The sequence below is a fragment of the Citrobacter sp. CRE-46 genome, assembly GCF_059615875.1.
In genome coordinates this window covers 4,805,534-4,822,389 of the sequence record NZ_CM184341.1, presented here as the reverse complement: position 1 = coordinate 4,822,389, position 16,856 = coordinate 4,805,534, and the positions used below count along the sequence as shown (strand labels likewise).

21 protein-coding genes are annotated in these 16,856 nt (G+C 56.1%); 5 read left to right on the top strand and 16 right to left on the bottom strand.

The window, feature by feature from the left end:
* The 3 genes from yjdP (at position 1) to AC534G_RS23425 (ending at position 1,150) form a co-directional block, all read left to right on the top strand.
* Positions 1-330 (top strand): DDRRRQL repeat protein YjdP, encoded by a 330-nt coding sequence (gene yjdP, locus AC534G_RS23435; RefSeq protein ID WP_110496209.1) that lies wholly within the window; start codon positions 1-3, stop codon positions 328-330.
* Positions 331-485: 155 nt separating this feature from the next.
* Complete coding sequence (locus tag AC534G_RS23430) at positions 486-788, top strand: type II toxin-antitoxin system RelE/ParE family toxin (RefSeq protein ID WP_038636359.1); 303 nt, start codon at positions 486-488, stop codon at positions 786-788.
* A gap of 20 nt (positions 789-808) precedes the next feature.
* A complete protein-coding gene (locus tag AC534G_RS23425) occupies positions 809-1,150 on the top strand; it encodes a HigA family addiction module antitoxin (RefSeq protein WP_038636361.1) in 342 nt (113 codons plus the stop codon).
* 51 nt (positions 1,151-1,201) lie between these two features.
* Here AC534G_RS23425 and phnP read toward each other — a convergent pair whose 3' ends face one another.
* The 16 genes from phnP to AC534G_RS23345 all read right to left on the bottom strand — a co-directional run bounded on the left by phnP (position 1,202) and on the right by AC534G_RS23345 (position 13,050).
* Positions 1,202-1,960 (bottom strand): phosphonate metabolism protein PhnP, encoded by a 759-nt coding sequence (gene phnP / locus AC534G_RS23420; RefSeq protein WP_110496207.1) that lies wholly within the window; start codon positions 1,958-1,960, stop codon positions 1,202-1,204.
* Positions 1,961-1,968: 8 nt separating this feature from the next.
* Positions 1,969-2,403: an aminoalkylphosphonate N-acetyltransferase gene (gene phnO / locus AC534G_RS23415; protein WP_069325128.1), complete on the bottom strand. Its 435-nt coding sequence runs from the start codon at positions 2,401-2,403 to the stop codon at positions 1,969-1,971.
* Positions 2,390-2,944, bottom strand: coding sequence for a ribose 1,5-bisphosphokinase (gene phnN, locus AC534G_RS23410; RefSeq protein ID WP_110496205.1), 555 nt, complete (start codon positions 2,942-2,944; stop codon positions 2,390-2,392). The genes phnO and phnN overlap by 14 nt, the downstream gene beginning before the upstream one ends.
* A 2-nt stretch (positions 2,945-2,946) precedes the next feature.
* Entirely contained in the window at positions 2,947-4,083 is a 1,137-nt protein-coding gene (gene phnM / locus AC534G_RS23405; RefSeq protein ID WP_038636374.1) for an alpha-D-ribose 1-methylphosphonate 5-triphosphate diphosphatase, read from the bottom strand.
* Positions 4,080-4,760 (bottom strand): phosphonate C-P lyase system protein PhnL, encoded by a 681-nt coding sequence (gene phnL / locus AC534G_RS23400; RefSeq protein ID WP_042312926.1) that lies wholly within the window; start codon positions 4,758-4,760, stop codon positions 4,080-4,082. The genes phnM and phnL overlap by 4 nt, the downstream gene beginning before the upstream one ends.
* A 107-nt stretch (positions 4,761-4,867) precedes the next feature.
* A complete protein-coding gene (phnK, locus tag AC534G_RS23395; protein ID WP_038636380.1) occupies positions 4,868-5,626 on the bottom strand; it encodes a phosphonate C-P lyase system protein PhnK in 759 nt (252 codons plus the stop codon).
* Entirely contained in the window at positions 5,623-6,414 is a 792-nt protein-coding gene (gene phnJ / locus AC534G_RS23390) for an alpha-D-ribose 1-methylphosphonate 5-phosphate C-P-lyase PhnJ (RefSeq protein WP_230592289.1), read from the bottom strand. Before phnJ ends, phnK begins: the two co-directional genes overlap by 4 nt.
* Positions 6,415-6,460: 46 nt before the next feature.
* Positions 6,461-7,528, bottom strand: a complete 1,068-nt coding sequence (locus AC534G_RS23385) for a carbon-phosphorus lyase complex subunit (RefSeq protein ID WP_110496203.1) — start codon at positions 7,526-7,528, stop codon at positions 6,461-6,463.
* On the bottom strand, positions 7,528-8,112 hold the full coding sequence (gene phnH / locus AC534G_RS23380) for a phosphonate C-P lyase system protein PhnH (protein ID WP_042312920.1): 585 nt from the start codon (positions 8,110-8,112) through the stop codon (positions 7,528-7,530). Before phnH ends, AC534G_RS23385 begins: the two co-directional genes overlap by 1 nt.
* Positions 8,109-8,561: a phosphonate C-P lyase system protein PhnG gene (gene phnG, locus AC534G_RS23375; protein WP_110496201.1), complete on the bottom strand. Its 453-nt coding sequence runs from the start codon at positions 8,559-8,561 to the stop codon at positions 8,109-8,111. The genes phnH and phnG overlap by 4 nt, the downstream gene beginning before the upstream one ends.
* A complete protein-coding gene (gene phnF / locus AC534G_RS23370; protein ID WP_110496199.1) occupies positions 8,562-9,287 on the bottom strand; it encodes a phosphonate metabolism transcriptional regulator PhnF in 726 nt (241 codons plus the stop codon).
* A gap of 20 nt (positions 9,288-9,307) precedes the next feature.
* Positions 9,308-10,087, bottom strand: a complete 780-nt coding sequence (gene phnE / locus AC534G_RS23365) for a phosphonate ABC transporter, permease protein PhnE (protein ID WP_038636402.1) — start codon at positions 10,085-10,087, stop codon at positions 9,308-9,310.
* 80 nt (positions 10,088-10,167) lie between these two features.
* The gene (phnD, locus tag AC534G_RS23360; protein ID WP_110496197.1) at positions 10,168-11,184 is read right to left on the bottom strand and encodes a phosphonate ABC transporter substrate-binding protein; all 1,017 of its coding nucleotides are present in this window, start codon (positions 11,182-11,184) and stop codon (positions 10,168-10,170) included.
* A gap of 23 nt (positions 11,185-11,207) precedes the next feature.
* Complete coding sequence (gene phnC, locus AC534G_RS23355) at positions 11,208-11,996, bottom strand: phosphonate ABC transporter ATP-binding protein (protein ID WP_038636408.1); 789 nt, start codon at positions 11,994-11,996, stop codon at positions 11,208-11,210.
* Between the two features lie 132 nt (positions 11,997-12,128).
* The gene (gene yjdN, locus AC534G_RS23350; RefSeq protein WP_038636411.1) at positions 12,129-12,575 is read right to left on the bottom strand and encodes a VOC family metalloprotein YjdN; all 447 of its coding nucleotides are present in this window, start codon (positions 12,573-12,575) and stop codon (positions 12,129-12,131) included.
* 139 nt (positions 12,576-12,714) lie between these two features.
* Positions 12,715-13,050, bottom strand: a complete 336-nt coding sequence (locus AC534G_RS23345) for a zinc ribbon domain-containing protein YjdM (protein WP_003031835.1) — start codon at positions 13,048-13,050, stop codon at positions 12,715-12,717.
* Between the two features lie 538 nt (positions 13,051-13,588).
* On the opposite strand from AC534G_RS23345, the gene crfC reads away from it, so the two are divergent.
* Both crfC and AC534G_RS23335 read left to right on the top strand, forming a co-directional pair.
* Complete coding sequence (gene crfC, locus AC534G_RS23340; RefSeq protein WP_110496195.1) at positions 13,589-15,946, top strand: clamp-binding protein CrfC; 2,358 nt, start codon at positions 13,589-13,591, stop codon at positions 15,944-15,946.
* Positions 15,943-16,836: a diguanylate cyclase regulator RdcB family protein gene (locus AC534G_RS23335; protein WP_496594470.1), complete on the top strand. Its 894-nt coding sequence runs from the start codon at positions 15,943-15,945 to the stop codon at positions 16,834-16,836. Before crfC ends, AC534G_RS23335 begins: the two co-directional genes overlap by 4 nt.
* Positions 16,837-16,856 lie beyond the last annotated feature (20 nt).

Genomic DNA, 16,856 nt, shown 5'->3' with positions numbered 1-16,856 from the left:
ATGCAACGCTCCGCGACATTCTTACTTTTCTCTCTGCTGATGATGACCACCGTTTCGGCGCAGGCGGATATTATCGATGATGCCATCGGCAATATTCAGCAGGCGATTAACGACGCATACAAACCGGACAACGGGCCGGATTATGATGACGCTCGTGATGAAAGCTGGCAGCGTCAGATGAGTGACGATCGGCGCAGGCAGTATGATAATCGCCGTCGCCAGTTTGAAGATCGACGTCGCCAACTGGATGACCGCCAGCGTCAGCTTGATCAGGAACGACGTCAGTTAGAAGACGAAGAACGCAGAATGGAAGAGGATTACGATCGTTAGCATCTAACTCCCCAATATGCGTGATAATTTTACTTCCGGTATGAAAGTTACCATTGAGCCCAACACACCAACTTAATGTAAATTAATGCACTTGAGCACAGTGCATCTATGCACTACAATCTCTTTATGCTTATGCAAAAGGTGTTGGCAATGGAATGTCTAAATCATTAAATATCAGAAATTTTCGGGATACATGGCTTGAAGATTTTTTTGAGCGGGCAACACCGCACAGAAAAATACCCGCGGATATTCACACCGCATTAGCCAGAAAGCTGGATATCATCAATGCGGCGGTTTCGCATCGGGATTTGCGCTCGCCGCCAGGGAATAGATATGAAGAGTTAACCGGAAAGTTACAGGAATATTCTTCAATAAGAGTAAATAAGCAGTACCGATTAATATTTAAATGGGTTAACGGTAAGGCCGAAGATGTGTACTTAGACCCACACATCTACTAGAAAAAATGTAAGGTAACGATATGAAACAGGCAACCAGAAAACCAACTACTGTGGGTGATGTCCTGCAATATGAATACCTGGAGCCGCTCGATCTGAAAATTAACGATCTAGCTGAAATACTGCATGTTCACCGCAATACGGTGAGCGCGCTGGTCAATAATAATCGCAAATTAACAACGGATATGGCATTTCGCCTGGCGAAAGCGTTTGATACCTCCGTTGATTTCTGGCGTAACCTACAGTCGGCGGTTGACCTGTGGGAAGTTGAAAATGATATGCGGGCGCAAGAAGAACTGAACCGTATTATGTCTGTTAAAGACTTTGTCGCGCAGCGAAATGTCGCCACTAAGAAAGTCGCCTGATAGGCTGCTTATAGGCCGGAGCGGGTGTTTCACCGCGTCCGGCAAATCTCGCTAATCCAGCACAATCTCCATCCCGTCATATCCTGCTTCGATGCCAGTCGGCAGCGGATTTTCCTTCAGCCACAGATCAAACTGATGGCTGATATGCGTCAGGATAACCCTTGGACAGCGGATAACCTCGTTCAGCGCGAGGACGGTATTGAGATCGCAATGATTGCGCGGCGGTTCGGCGCGCGGGGCATGGCTGCAGTCGATGATAATCACCTGCGGTGGGTTATTGTGGAGAAACTTCAGCGTCTTATCGGGAAGCCCGGCGGTGTCGGAGAGCCACGCCACGCGGCTGTGCGCGGTCTCGAACAGATAGCCAAACGTTAGCTTGGAATGGTTGAGCGGCAGCGGCGTCACCTGCAACCCTTGCAGGTCAAATACCACGAACGGCGCAACGGTATGGCTAAAATCGAGAATACCGGGATGCTTAAACAGATCGTCGCAACCCTGCTCATCCGGTGGGCCGTACACCGGGATGCTCGCCCCCACGCCCCAGCGCAACGGAAACAGTCCTTGCACATGATCCATATGATAGTGGGTCAGCAGAAACTGCTGAAAGCTGCCCGCTGGCCAGTCGTCCATCAGATGCGGGATCCCCGCGTCCAGCAGGGTTACCGCATGATTGAATTTGACCACCCCGCTACAGGGGCGTCGACGGTATTGCGCCTGTGAACGCGCCCGCTGACAGGCCGCGCAGTCGCAGCCAAATGCCGGCACCAGCTGCGCGCCGCCGGTTCCCGTCAGCGTAATGGTCAGACTCATGACTCCCCCTACAACGGTTTGGTGAAGCGAAAATGGCTCTGGGTATAGCCTTCGCGCTGGTAGAAACGGTGCGCGTTAAGGCGCTGGGTGCTGGTGGAAAGCTCGGTCATTTCTGCGCCTGCTTCGCGCGCGGTGGCTTCGGCCCAGGCCAGTAGCTGACTGCCTACCGTTAATCCTCGCGCCTGTGGCATCACCACCAGTTCCTGAATCTCGCCAATCCAGTTGGCGTGGTGCAGATGAAACTGCAGGTGCAGACCGATCAAGCCGACGACTTCTCCATCGAGCAGCGCCAATTGGTAGTGCATATTAGGATCTTGCAGATTCGCGGCGTATCCGGCGCTAAAGGCCTGGCGATCGAATTGTCCCTGCTTGAGTTCACAGATAAGCGCGTAAACCGCATCGGTATCGTAGAGCGTGGCGCGGCGTAATTCACAGACAGACATGTTTCTTCTCCTTGCGTCCCATCAGTGCGAGCAGTGTATCGACAGACTGTAGCAAACTGCCATCATTGTTGAGGACGTGGCAGTCATACGGCGCGTAGCGTGCCGCGCGTTCAAGGCGGGCGGCGATTTCCGTTTCACTCTCCCGCCCACGCGCCTGCAGACGCTGGCGTAGAATCGCCGGGGAAACCTGTAAGCAAATAGGAAGTAACGACGCGCCATAACGAGCCTGCGCCTGGGGCAGATGGGCGCGCGATCCGTTCACCACCACATCAAAACCGGTGTGCAGCCAGAGGTCAATCTCCACGCCGACGCCGTAGTAGAAGCCGTTTGCATACCAGCTCAGCGCCAGCAGATTCTGCCCGGCGCGGGTAAAAAATTCTTGTTCACTCAGCGCAATATGATTTTCATTCCCGGCGTTAGCGGCACGGGTGATGTATCGATGCGCCACCAGCAGTTGCGCGGGTTCCTGCAGGCGGAGTTCCGCCAGCAGGCTGTCCTTACCAGAGCCGGATGGCCCCATCAGCCAGATCAGTTTCCCCATAGTCAGAATACCCTTTTGCCCTGACGCCAGACGTGGTCGATATGGATGTTGCCGCCTTTGCGATGTGCCAGCACCAGATCCGCCCGTTTACCTTCGGCAACAACGCCGCGATCGTCGAGATTCAATGCCCGCGCCGGATTGCGGGTCACCAGACGAATCGCCTGCGGCAGTGTAAAGCGGTTGGCGTCGTCATCCGCTACGCGAAATGCCGCGTCGAGCAGGCTGGCGGGGTAGTAATCGGAGGAGAGAATATCCAGTAACCCCAGCTCAGCCAGCTTATGCGCCGCCACATTGCCGGAATGAGACCCTCCGCGCACGATGTTTGGCGCGCCCATCAGCACGTTCATTCCGTGCTGGCGCGAGGCTTCAGCCGCCGCGAAAGTGGTAGGAAATTCGGCGATTACGCTGCCAAGTTGGTGCGATTCCAGCACATGTTCGCTGGTGGCATCGTCATGGCTCGCCAGCGCGATATTACGTTCGCGGCAAAGCTGGGCGATGGCGTTACGATTGGGCTGCGACCAGCGTGCGGCGAGGGCCAACTGTTCTTCTTCATAGCGGGCCATCTGCTCGTCGGTGAGCGAATACTTGCCCTGATAATACTCGCGGTACTTTTCTCGATTGGCGAACTGGCGCTGGCCCGGCGAGTGATCCATCAGTGAAACCAGCGTCACCGGCTCGCGCCCGACCAGTTTTTCAAACAGCGGCAGGGTGGTGTGGTGCGGCAGTTCGCAGCGCAGATGCAGGCGGTGTTCGGCGCGATTGACCCCGCGTTTTTGCGTCTCTTCCACGGCGTTGATCATCTTCTCCAGATTTTCCAGCCGATCGCCGCCGTCGCGCACGTCGCCAATCGCCACCGCGTCCAGCACGGTAGTAATGCCGCTGGCGACCATTAGCGCGTCATGGCTGCTCATCGCCGAGTGGGCAGGCCAGTCGACCTTCGGGCGCGGGGTGAAGAATTTATCCAGATTATCGGTATGCAGCTCAATCAACCCTGGCAGCAGCCAGCCGCCTTCGCCGTCTAAAGCCTCCGGCAGACGGCTCTGGGTTTCGGCAAAGGCGCGAATAACCCCGCCCGCAATTTCCAGCGATCCTTGCACCACGTCATCTTCCAGAACCAGCTTTACATTGTTGATAATCATGCTGTTGTTCCCATCAGGTGCAGACGGTCCGCTACGCGGTCGCGCACGGTTTGATCGTGAAAAATACCGACAATGGCTGCGCCGCGGGCCTTCGCTTCTTCGATCAGCGCCACTACGGCAGCGCTGTTTTTGGCGTCCAGTGAGGCGGTCGGCTCATCAAGCAGCAGAATAGGGTAATCGACGATAAACCCACGGGCGATGTTGACGCGCTGCTGTTCACCACCGGAAAAGGTCGATGGCGCGAGGTGCCACAGGCGTTCTGGTACGTTGAGACGCGTTAACAGGCTGGCGGCTTTCGCGGCGCATTCTTCACGTGATACGCCGAGATCCAGCAGCGGCTGCATCACCACATCCAGCGCGGAAATTCTTGGGATCACGCGCAGAAACTGGCTTACCCAGCCGATGGTTGAACGGCGAACTTCCAGCACTTTGCGCGCCGGGGCCTGCACCAGATCGACCCATTCATCGCTGTGGCGAATGTGGATGTGCCCTTCATCCGGCAGGTAGTTGGCGTACAGCGAACGCAGCAACGTGGATTTACCGCTGCCCGAGTGACCGTGCAGCACCACGCATTCGCCGCTTTTCACTGCCAGAGTGGCGTTTTGCAGCACTGGCAGACGTACGCCGTTTTGCTGGTGGAGCACGAAGGTTTTACTGACATTTTCAACGCGAATCATTTTTGCCTCGAGATTTTTTGCCGGATGGCGGCTGCGCCTTATCCGGCCTACAAAAGTGCGATCCAGGTAGGCCCGATCAGCGCAGCGCCATCGGGCACAACAAAAAATCAGTTCTGCAATACGGACGACACCAATAACTGGGTATACGGATGATGCGGATCGTCGAGCACGCGGTCGGTTAACCCACTTTCCACCACCTGACCCTGTTTCATCACCAGCAAACGGTCCGCCAGCAGACGCGCCACGCCCAGATCGTGGGTGACAATCACCACCGCCAGATCCAGTTCCACCACCAGGCCGCGCAGCAGATCCAGCAGTTTGGCCTGTACCGATACGTCCAGCCCGCCGGTGGGTTCATCCATAAACACCAGCTTCGGGTGGGTGACGAGGTTACGGGCGATCTGCAGGCGTTGCTGCATGCCGCCGGAGAAGGTGGTCGGCAGGTCGTCGATACGTGAGGCGGGGATCTCCACCTCCTCCAGCCAACGCTGCGCGGTGGCGCGAATGTCGCCATAGTGGCGCGCGCCGGTGGCCATCAGGCGTTCGCCGATATTGCCGCCTGCGGAAACCTGACGGCGCAGGCCATCCAGCGGATGCTGATGCACCACGCCCCACTCGGTGCGCAGCAGACGGCGGCGGTCGGCCTCGTTCATGTCGTACAACGAACGGTTCTGATACAAAATTTCACCGTTCTGTGGCGTCAGACGTGAAGAGATTGATTTCAGCAGAGTGGTTTTGCCGGAACCGGACTCGCCGACGATACCCAGCACTTCGCCAGGCCACAGGTCAAACGAGACGTCGCTGAAGCCTTTGCCCGGCGCGTAGAGATGAGTCAGGTTGTTGACTGAAAGCAGCGGTTGCGTCATTTGCTGAGAGCCTCGCTCTGTTGGCGGCAGTAGTCGGTGTCGGAACAGACAAACATGCGTTTGCCGGTGTCATCGAGCACCACTTCATCGAGATAGCTGTGGGTAGAGCCGCAGATGGCGCAAGGCTCATCCCAGCTCTGCACGGTAAACGGGTGATCGTCGAAATCGAGGCTCTCTACGCGGGTGTAAGGTGGAACGGCATAGATGCGCTTTTCACGACCAGCGCCAAACAGTTGCAGGGCCGGCATCATGTCCATCTTCGGATTGTCGAATTTCGGGATGGGCGACGGGTCCATGACGTAGCGGTTATTGACCTTCACCGGATAGGCGTAGGTCGTGGCGATATGGCCGAAGCGGGCGATATCTTCATACAGTTTCACCTGCATGATGCCGTACTCTTCCAGCGCGTGCATGGTGCGGGTTTCCGTTTCACGCGGTTCAATAAAGCGCAGCGGCTCGGGGATTGGCACCTGGAAGATGATTATCTGATCTTCCACCAAGGGTGTTTCCGGGATGCGGTGGCGGGTCTGGATCAGCGTGGCGTCTTCGGTACGTTCCGTCGTCGCCACGCCCGTCACGCGTTTGAAGAAATTGCGGATCGACACGGCGTTGGTGGTGTCGTCCGCGCCCTGGTCAATCACCTTCAGCACGTCCGGTTCGCCAATCACGCTGGCGGTAAGCTGAATGCCGCCCGTGCCCCAGCCGTAGGGCATCGGCATTTCGCGTCCGCCGAACGGCACCTGATAGCCGGGGATGGCTACCGCTTTTAAAATGGCGCGGCGGATCATGCGTTTGGTCTGTTCATCAAGATACGCAAAGTTGTAGCCGGAGAGGTTAGCGGTCACGGGCGGCCTCCTGTTGCAGGCGTTTGAGCAGTTCCAGTTCGGCCTGGAAATCGACGTAATGGGGGAGCTTGAGGTGCGAAACAAAACCCGCCGCCTCGACGTTATCCGCATGCGCCAGCACGAACTCTTCGTCCTGCGCCGGTCCCGTGACCGTTTCATCGTATTCGGCCGCCTGTAAGGCGCGGTCCACCAGCGCCATCGCCATCGCTTTACGTTCGCTCATGCCGAACACCAGACCGTAGCCGCGGGTAAAATGGGGAGACTCGTTCTCTGGCGCGACAAAGCCGTTGACCATTTCACACTCCGTCATCAGCAGTTCGCCGACGTTCACCGCAAATCCCAGCTCTTCCGGTACGGTTTCCAGCGCGACGTAGCCGCTGCGGATCTCGGCGGCAAACGGGTGGTTGCGTCCGTAACCGCGTTGGGTGGAGTAGGCCAGTGCCAACAGATAGCCCTCGTCGCCGCGCATCAGCTGTTGCAGGCGTGAGGCACGCGAGCACGGGTAAACCGGCGGCGTGCGAGTGATATCATCGGGTGCGTCGCCGTTATCTTCTTCGCGTTTTGCCAGCCCCTGGTTTGCCAGCAGGGAAAAGACGTGCGGGGAGGCATCCTGCGTGTTATCCGCGCAGCGCAGCGGCGGCGTTTCACCATTGGCCAGCAGGGTAAAATCCAGCAGGCGATGGGTGTAATCGTAGGTTGGACCTAACAGTTGCCCGCCGGGAATGTCCTTGTAGACCGCGGAGATTCGGCGTTCAAGGCGCATTTCCGCACTGTTTACCGGTTCGCTGACCGCCACCTTTGCCAACGTCGTGCGATAGGCGCGCAGCAAAAAGATGGCTTCGACGTTATCGCCGCTGGCCTGCTTTAGCGCCAGCGCCGCCAGTTCGCGGTCGGCGATGCCGCCTTCGGTCATCACCCGGTCGACCGCCAGGTTCATCTGCTGTTCGATTTGCGCGACACTCAGTTCGGCAATGGTCTCCTCGCCCCGGCGTCGGTTTTCCTGCAGGGCGTGGGCGTTGGCTATCGCCTTTTCGCCCCCTTTGACGGCGACGTACATCAGCACACCTCCACATGAGTCGTTCGCGGAATAGCCAGCAGGCGTTCGCCACAGGTGAGGATCAGATCGACTCCCAGCGGGAACGGATGCGGGCGTTCGGTGAGTTCGTGAATCAGGCATTCCGGCAGCTGCGGCGCGATCATGCGTTCCTCGGCGATACCGGCGCCGGTCAGACGCAGCATGCGTCCGCCGCTTAAGCCAGAGACCTGAACAATCAGCGTGGCGCTGGTCTCTGGCGCGACGGCGGAACCGGCGGAGAGGGCGTTTAGCTGTTCGCTGCTGATGTGTTCGTCGGCGACGGCAAAAGCCGCCAGCTGTGGCTGATCCACCAGCGGCGCGTTGGTATGAAAACGCAGATTCTGCCGGGCAATATCGTTATCCATTGACGGCGCCAGCCAGACCGGCGTGTCGCCATCAACCAGCGTCAGCAGCACGCTGGTGGTTGCCAGGCCCAGCGGCTGCCAGCCATGTTTCAGTTGATGCAGGGCGACGATCACGCCCGGTTCACTCATGGCTTTCAGCAGACGACGAAAGCTCTGCTGCGCATCCTGAACGGGTAAATTAAAAGCGGTTTGTAAGGTCATGCGTTATCTCCGCGTACCAGCGTGAAGAAGTCGACCCGGCTGGCGTTGATTTCGGCACGGCGTGCGCTAATCAGCGCATCGCGTTCCGCTTCCAGCGGGACAATCAAGGTTTCCATTAAGCTTTGGAAATGCGTTTGTTCCTGCAGCAGGGCGTCAATTACCGCGCACTGCTCGGCATGGTGTTTGTTACGTCCCAGCAGGTAGCTGTAACCCAGCGTGCCGCTCGTCAGGCGCACCACCGCGCGGGTGAGCGTGGTGTCGCCAGCAAAGAAGCGATTGCCGGTACCGCCCATGCGGGCCTGGATTTGCATCAGTCCGCATTCCGGTGCGCGGATAAGTTCATAGTCCGGCGTCAGTTTGAGCGCGTTGATGCGGGCGTTCAGCGCATCGGCATTGCTGTAAGCCAGCGCGCGCATCCAGCGCTGGCGGGTGGCGGTATCGAAATGCATTCAGTGCTCCATAGTGAATTCGATCATGTCGGCGCGGGTCAGGCTGACGGAGTATTCCGCCGCCTGCTCTTCGCCTTCACGGTGGTTCAGGGTGCGCACGCACAGCAGCGGCGCCATGTTGGGGATTTCCAGCACCTTGCTCTCTTTGGCCTGGGCCCGGCGGGCGCTGATGCGCGTTTGCGTGCGCAGGAGCGTCAGACCGGACTGTTCGCGTAAGTAGTCATGCAACGAACCGTTGTTAAAGCCCTGCATAAGCGGCCACAGCGTGAGGTCGGAAAAATAGTGGTCGATTTGGCACAGGGCGATGCCGTTAACCCGGCGCAGAGTACGCAGGTGAATAACGTTGTCGCCTTCGTTAATGCTGAGCGCATCGGCAATATGGCTGGAGGCCGGGCGCAGCACCGCCAGCAGTTTTTCGCTGGTGGGGTGGCTACCCTGGTCCAGCAGGTTCTGACTGAAACGCGCCTGGGCATTGAGCGGGTAATCAAACGGGCGCATCAGCACCAGCACGCCGACGCCCTGGCGACGTTGAACCCAACCGCGCTCAACCAACTGGTCAATGGCGCGGCGCAGGGTATGGCGATTCACCTCGTAGCGCGCGGCAAGCTGCTGCTCGGCGGGCAGATAGTCCCCGCAGCGATAATGTTGACGAAGCTCCTGCTCAAGTCTCGCGGCAATTTCCTGATAACGCGTTGGATAACTGGTCGGATGTGTAGACAAGTGCATAGCAATCAATGCCTCGTTAATCAGATAAAGTGCTTACGCAAACGCTGGGAAAGGAAATCCAGCAGGCTGACGGTGACGATGATTAACACCATCAGGGCGCAGGTTTGCTGGAACTGGAAGCCGCGGATCGCCTCCCATAAGGTCACGCCGATACCGCCTGCGCCCACCATGCCGACCACCGTGGCCGAGCGAACGTTGGACTCAAAACGGTACAGCGAGTAGGAGATCAGCAGCGGCATCACCTGCGGCAAAACGCCGTAGAGGATCTCTTCAATTTTGTTGGCCCCGGTGGCGCGAATGCCTTCTACCGGGCCCGGTTCAATGGCTTCTACCGCTTCGGAAAGCAGCTTGGAGAGCACCCCGGTAGTGTGGATAAACAGCGCCATCACCCCGGCGAACGGACCTAAGCCGACGGCGACCACGAACAGCATGGCGAAGACCATTTCGTTGATGGCGCGGCAGGCGTCCATCGCTCTGCGCATCGGCTGGTAAATCCACCACGGCACGAGGTTATCGGCGCACATCAGGCCGAAAGGAATCGACAGCACCACGGCGAGGGCGGTACCCCAGACGGCGATTTGCAGGGTGACGGCCATTTCACCGAGATAGTCCTGCCACTGGCTGAAGTCCGGCGGGAAGAAGTCGGCGGCGAAGGTCGCCATATTGCCGGAATCCTGGATCAGCGTGAGCGGAGCCATTTCGGCACCTTTCCACGAGACCACCAGTACGGCGAGAAGAATGGCCCAGCTCAGTAGCGAGAACCAGCTACGTTTGGGCGGGGCGACGGTGATGGTTTGCATGTTTAGCTCCGTTGGTACGTGTGTTTGCGTGGTAGGCCGGATGGCGCTGCGCTTATCCGGCCTACAATCCGGTCTACAAATCACTGCACCGCTTTGGTGACGCTGGTCATAGCGCCCAGCGCGGCGGTCAGACGGTCCAGATCGTCGAGCTGCGCTTTCAGTGCCGAGGTTTTGTTGGCTTTCTGTTCCTCGCTCAGCCCTTTGTTGTCCTTCACGCCCTGCATCTCTTTAAACAGCGCCAGTTGACGAATTGGCACCAGTTGCAGGTCGCTGGAGGCACGGAACGGCGCCCAGCCCAGGCGTTCAAGTACGGTTTTCTGTTCCGGCGTTTTGCCGTAGTTCATAAAGAAGTCGTACACCTTGTCCTTGGTGGTTTCGGAGAGGTTTTTACGCCAGACGATCGGATCGCCCGGGATCAGCGGTGACTTCCAGATCACCTTCAGCTCTTTCAGTTTTTCCGGTGCGGAAGTTTTCAGTTTGTCGAGGTTTTCGGTGTTGTTGGTGGCGACGTCGACCTGCTTGTTGGCAACGGCCAGCGCGTTGGTTTCGTGTCCGGCGTTAACGGTGCGTTTGAAATCACTGGCGGAGATGTTGTTTTTGGCGAAGACGTAGTAACCGGGGACAAGGAAGCCTGACGTGGAGTTGGGATCGCCGTTGCCGAAGGTCAGATCTTTACGTTTGGCGATCAGATCGTTCAGGTTGTTGATCGGACTGTCTTTGTTGACGATCAACACGCTCCAGTACCCCGGGGATCCGTCGGCGGCGACGGTCTGGGCAAACACTTGTCCGTTAGCGCGATCCACCGCTTCCATTGCCGAGAGGTTGCCGTACCAGGCGATATCGACTTTGTTAAAGCGCATTCCCTGGATGATCCCGGCGTAGTCCGGGGCGAAGAAGGCGTTCACTTTTACACCCAGAGACTTTTCCATGTCCTTCAGGAACGGTTCCCACTGCGGCTTCAGGTTTTGCTGTGATTCGGTCGAAATAATGCCAAAGTTCAGCGCTTTTTCCTGCTCTTCGGCATGGACCGGGCTGAGCAGGGTGCTGAGACTAAACATGCTGGTAAAGGCCAGCGCGGCAACTGTCTTATAGCTCATTTCCATTCCTCATTGTGGGGATGTCAGGCAGCCTGCGCGTTCTGTTCGACGCGGTTCATGCTGCGGTAGAGATGGTCAAAACGATCGTTATCAAAATGCTGGCTGCTGCCGTCAAAGAAGACATTGCCCTGGCGCAGCGCGACGATGCGTTCGCAATAGCGCAGGGCGTAATCCACCTGGTGCAGCGTGACGACCACGGTGATGCCGTCGGTCTGATTAATGTCGCGCAGGGTATCCATTACGATGCGTGCGGATTCCGGGTCCAGCGAGGCAATCGGCTCGTCGGCCAGGATCACTTTGGCCTGCTGCATCAGCGCCCGGGCGATAGCGACGCGCTGCTGTTGCCCGCCCGAAAGCGTGGAAACGCGCTGATACGCAAAGTGCGCCATGCCAACGCGGGTCAGCGCCTGGAGCGCGCGCTGTTTCTGCTCCTGACTGAACCAGCTAAAACAGGTGCGCCAGAATGGCGTGCTGCCGAGCGCGCCAATCAGGACGTTCTCCAGTACCGTCAGACGGTTAACCAGATTGAACTGCTGGAAGATATAGCCGGTGTGGGCGCGGCTTTGGCGGATATCGCGTGCCAGCCGACCTTCGTGTTGGACGGTGCGACCCAACAGCTCAACATGGCTACCGGGCGATTTATCCCCGGTGATCAAACCGCTTAAATGACGTAAAAGGGTGGATTTGCCGGAGCCAGACGGCCCAAGCAGAGCCACCATCTCACCGGAACAGATGCTCAGATCAACCGCATTGAGCGCCTGATGCTGGTTGAAGGATTTGGAGAGTTTCTCGACGCGGATAATCGTTTGCATGATGCGGCCTCCCTAAAAAAGTGGCCCCATCGTGGCGGATCAATGTGACGTTTTCGTTAAGGGATAGTTACTCAACGATGAAGAGTTGAGCGATTTTTGATGACAGTACGGGAGGACAAGCCTCCCGTTGGATTACTCGGTAGGTTGCTGCTGTTTGACGACGTTGATCATCCACGGTACGCCATACTGGTCGCTCACTTTACCAAAACCGTGGGCCCAGAAGGTTTCCTGCCAGTCCATTTCGATTTTTCCGTTTGCCGCGAGGTTATCAAACCAGCGCTTGCCTTCGTCGACATTTTGCGTGTCGAGCACCAGCGTAAAGCCAGAGTAGTGGGCATTTCCATCGGGGGCGCTATCGCTCATCATAATGTCGCTGCCCGCAACGCGCAGGTTGGCGTGGGCGATAGCGGTATCGGGGAATTTCATTCCTGAAGGGCAACCTTCTTCACTGTCCTGCGCCGATTTGGGCATTTCACCGAAGTTGATTTTGTAGAGCAGCTCGGCGCCTAATGTTTTTTGGTAGTAGGCGATGGCGTCTGCGCAGTTGCCTGCAAAGGAGATATAGGGACTTAACGGCATGATCTTTACCTCAGGTAAAAGAAACCCGTTAAGTGTAGTTAGCGTCTGCAAAAATAAACCAGGCGGGAAGTATGAGCTTCCCGCCTGGCAGATGAGCTGACACAGGCCTGATTAGCGCAGCGCCATCAGGCAATTTGCATCAGTTCTTTTTCACAAACTCTGATTTCAATTTCATTGGGCCAAAGCCATCGATTTTGCAATCGATGTTGTGGTCGCCTTCCACCAGACGAATGTTTTTTACTTTGGTACCAATCTTCAGCATTGAAGAGCTACCTTTTACCTTCAGGTCTTTCACTACGGTAACGCTGTCGCCGTCGGCCAGCAGGTTGCCGTTAGCATCTTTAACGATAAGTTCGTCGCTGTCCTGAGCCGGTTCAGCATCGTTCCATTCGTGAGCGCATTCCGGGCAGATGAACATGCCGTTATCTTCGTAAGTGTATTCGGAGTTGCATTGTGGGCAGTGTGGTAATGACATGTGGATTTCCTCAAAAGTCAGCAGGGGCAAATGCGCCCAAAAAATGGCAGATTGCCGAAAAAGGCCGCAATTATACATAAAATCCCTGCTTTTGTCGGGACTACTGCGCGATAAAGCAAAATGATCTGCTGTAAAGATCCTTTGCTTTCACAGCAATGAAGTATGGCGCAATATTTTTTAAGGGAAATTGCTACGCCAGGCTATTTAAGATAAGGTGAGGCGAAATAACTGATATTTATAGGTAACACCGCTTACGGGTGTCTACGTCCTGATGGTTGAATATCTCCTGCCCCCTTAATTTTAGTAGGGGAATTCAGCGGGTATTCTTTAAAACTGAACTACGCTGTTTATCTTTCTTACTTATTACATAAGTGAGAGGCATCAGGCCAGCGGTTATATGCCAAATTTATTTTAATAATATCAATTGGTTGTTTCGATTTTAATTATTTCCACACGTAATTATAAAAGCCGAAAATCTATAAATAAAACGATTAGGCTAAATAAAAGTAATGCCATTTGCGTTAAGGAAAAATTTTCCATGCACACACAGACAATATATGAATTAAGTCAGGAAGCTGAACGCTTGCTGATGCTCTCTCTTGAACATCTCCGGCAATTACAAAAATTGCCCATCACGTCGTTGGATGATGTCGCGCTGCAACATGGAGAGCATAGCAGACAGGTTGTTCAGCCCCTGCATTTCAGCGCGCGTGGTATGGATGCCCAGCAGGCGACGCTCAATAATGAGCTGCGCAAGATTACGCGTCTGGAAATGGTGCTGGCCATCGTTGGCACCATGAAAGCGGGAAAATCGACGACGATTAACGCGATTGTCGGCACAGAAGTTTTACCTAATCGTAATCGTCCGATGACGGCGTTACCGACGCTTATTCGCCATACGCCGGGGCAGAAAGAGCCGGTGCTGCATTTTTCGCATGTCGCGCCGATCGAAGCCTTAATGAAGGTTTTACAGCAGCGCATGCGGGCATGCGATCGCCAGCGTCTTACGCAGACGCTGGAAATTGATAAGGATATGAACGTCCTGCTGCAGCATATTGAAAACGGCGTGGCATTTGAACGGTATTATCTTGGCGCACAGCCTATTTTCCATTGTCTTAAAAGCCTGAATGACCTGGTGCGTTTGTCAAAAGCGCTGGAGGCTGATTTTCCTTTTGCCGCCTATGCCGCGATTGAGCATATTCCGGTTATCGAGGTCGAATTTGTCCATTTGGCCGGACAGGCAAGCTATCCGGGGCAATTAACGCTGCTGGATACGCCGGGGCCGAACGAGGCCGGACAACCGCACTTACAAAAAATGCTGAATGAACAGCTGGCGCGGGCTTCTGCGGTCCTGGCGGTAATGGATTACACCCAACTGAAGTCGATTTCTGATGAGGAAGTCCGTCGGGCGATTATGGCGGTCGGGAAAACCGTGCCGCTGTTCGCGCTGGTCAACAAATTCGATCAGAAAGACCGCAACAGTGATGATGAAGAGCAGGTGCGGGCTTTGATTTCCGGCACGCTGATGCAAGGCGGAATCACCCCTGAACGGATCTATCCGGTTTCCTCGATGTGGGGCTATCTGGCGAACAGAGCGCGTCATGAGCTAACCACCCGCGGGCGGTTGCCGGATCATCAGGTGCAACGCTGGGTACAGGATTTTGCCGAAGCGGCGCTGGGCAGGCGCTGGCGTACCACCGATCTTGAGGATACGGAGCACATCCGTCATGCCGCCGATTTACTGTGGGAAGATTCGTTGTTTGAGCAGCCGATCCAGAACGTGATTCATGCCGCTCACGCCAATGCTTCGCTGTATGCGTTACGTTCCGCGTCGCATAAGTTATTGAACTATGCGCAAAGCGCGCACGAATATCTGGAGTTTCGCGCCCACGGATTAACGGTGGCCTATGAAAAACTGCGGCTGAACATTACGCATATTGAAGAGGATATGCAGCAGTTACAGGTGTGCCAGGGGCGAGTGAGCGATGAAGTTAACCATGAAGTAGAACTGGCGCTGGCATCTGCCGCGACCTATCTCAATGAGCAACAGACTGAGATTCTGTGCGGCATCAATACGTTTTTTGTCAAAGAAAACGTCCTGATGATGTCACCGCACGGCCAGGGATCAGGCGCTATAACGGCTGAAATGGCGGGTGAAATGCTGGTGCTGCATGACGAAGGGCAGGCGAAAATCGTCTTAGATAAAATGCGCTCGTCCTGTGAAGGGGTATTGCTGGCAGCCCAGGAGAGTATTAGCCGGGATTTAGCGCTACGTTTTGAACAGCTTGAGTCGACCCTGTCCCGGGCACTCAATGACGCTATGCGGCCTATTGAATTGCGGGTGAAAGAGGAGCTGAATCACGCCGGATTTCGTGCGCGGATCCGTTTTCCGGCCTTTCATGCGGCGATGTTTAATTTTAATACCCGCCAGCTATTTAATGAGGCTATTGAACAGGATATTCCGGCGGAAAATACGTCGTCTACTGGCGGTGTGGTGCGTGACACTTTCTCCCGTTGGCTGAACCAACCCAACTGGGGATGGAATGATTACGTCGAAACAAAAACGCGTTATCTCATTGATATGGGCGCGCTGCACAAGAGCCTTGTGCATTACGTTACCCAGTTTTGCCAACAAATTCGTAAAGCTTTAGTTGCTCAGGTCGATATTTCCGTTACGGCAGGCATGGCCACGTTTTTTGCTGATTTTTCGCAGTGTCTGGCGCAATTACAGGCGAGCCTGCGTGAGAGCCTGACCCTGCGCCAGCAAAATGAGTCTGCGGTGAATGCGTTGAATGAACAATTACAGCATCGTATTACGACGGCGGCATGGCTTTATGAAGATTCCCGCTTGCTGCGCGACGATATCAACACCCTTTTTGCAACTGAGCACACATGACTAACGTGTTACTGGAAGGCCCCGGGCGGTCGCTGGAGTGTGTCTACCCGAAGTTTATGGTCGATCTGGTTCAAGGAGATGAAACCAAACGTTCCGGCGGTTTTCTGCAACAGCAGCAGCGGCTGCGTGCGCGCCTGACGCAGGAGGTGCTATCCCAGACGCAACTTCGGGCGTGGGTGATGGCGGGAGTGTCCAGCGAGCATCTGGTGATGCGTCTGAAGCTGGTGGAGAAGTTGGCGGGCATGATCGACCCGGGCCATCTGGCGCTGGTGCGCGTCGCCGAACGGCTAATGTTTTTGCAACAGACCGAACATCCGCGGGGGCTGTCCACCCCCGGTCTCATACAGCAGATAAATTCGCTTACGGACTGGTTCACTCAACGCGGCGCGTATAAAGAGAAGGCATTGACGCAACGCGGCCTGACGGTTCAGGCGGGCGAACACAGCGAGCAAATTTTTACCCGGTGGCGGGCTGGGGCGTATGACGGCTGGTCGTTACCCGGACGCTGTTTTGTCGCGCTGGAAGAGCTGCGCTGGGGAGCTTTCGGTGACGCCTGCCGATTAGCGAATGCCGATGTGGTCTCAATGCTTAAAGACAATCTGCGCATCATGGCTGCTCAGACGCTGGCAGACAGCGTGAATGCGGCGCCCGCTACGCGTCATTATTATCATCATTGGCTCAGCGCGCCGACGGTTGGCGGCTCGGGCGAGCACAACGATATGTTGAGTTGGTTAGGCGACTGGTGTGATGCGCAGCGCCATCCGGTGAGCTGGTCGGTGACGCAGCGATGGCAGAATGTGGCGTTGGGAATGCCGCGATTGTGTTCGGCGAAACGGCTGGCTGATGCGATGGTTGAGGAGATTTTTGCACCGTCCCCACTCATCAATTGAGCAGGGACGGTCAGTGGGGC